The 755-nt window shown below is 70.5% G+C and carries 1 protein-coding gene; it reads right to left on the bottom strand.

Annotated features, from left to right (window positions below; translation table 11 throughout):
* Positions 1 to 755: HAD-IC family P-type ATPase (locus DBR23_RS31805; protein WP_233250745.1), on the bottom strand; the 755-nt coding region annotated here is incomplete at both ends.

The following is a 755-nucleotide window of genomic DNA, read 5'->3' as shown; positions in this document are numbered from 1 at the left end:
CGACGATGGTGGCGAAGTTGTCGTCCAGCAGCACCAGGCTCGATGCCTCGCGTGCCACGTCGGTGCCGCCCTGGCCCATGGCCACGCCGATGTCGGCACGCTTGAGCGCCGGGGCATCGTTCACGCCGTCGCCCGTCATGGCCACGAAATGGCCTTGCGCTTGCAGGGCTTCGACGATGCGGATCTTCTGCGCCGGGTCCACGCGGGCGTAGACCTGCACCTGCTCCACGCGGGCGCGCAGGGCAGCATCGTCCAGTGTGGCCAGGTCGGCGCCGGTGAGCACCGGGGCGTCGCTGCTCTTCACCATGCCCAGGCGGTGCGCAATCGCGCGCGCGGTCGCAGGATGGTCGCCTGTGATCATTACGGGCGTGATGCCCGCGCTGATGCAGTCGCGCACTGCGGCCTGGGCCTCGGCGCGGGGTGGGTCGATGAGGGCGATCAGGCCCAGCAGCTCCAGCTGGTTTTCTACTGCGTCGATGTCGTTGGTGTCGGGCAGGCGGGCGTGGCTGCGGCGGGCGAGGGCCAGCACGCGCAACCCCTGTGCAGCGAGCTGCTGTGCGGTGGCGAGGACCTTGGCGGTGTCGAGTGCGGCAGCGCCTTCGGGCGTCCAGTGGGCGGTGCAGCGGGGCAGCACGGATTCGGGCGCGCCTTTGGTGTAGGCCACAAAGCCTGCGGCCGCGCGGTGGAAGGTCGTCATGCGCTTGCGGTCGGAGTCAAACGGTTGCTCCTGCACGCGGGGGCTGGCGGCATCGAGC

This window comes from Acidovorax sp. HMWF018 (assembly GCF_003061035.1).
Lineage (GTDB): Bacteria > Pseudomonadota > Gammaproteobacteria > Burkholderiales > Burkholderiaceae_C > Acidovorax > Acidovorax delafieldii.
This window is presented reverse-complemented; position numbering and strand designations above follow the sequence as displayed.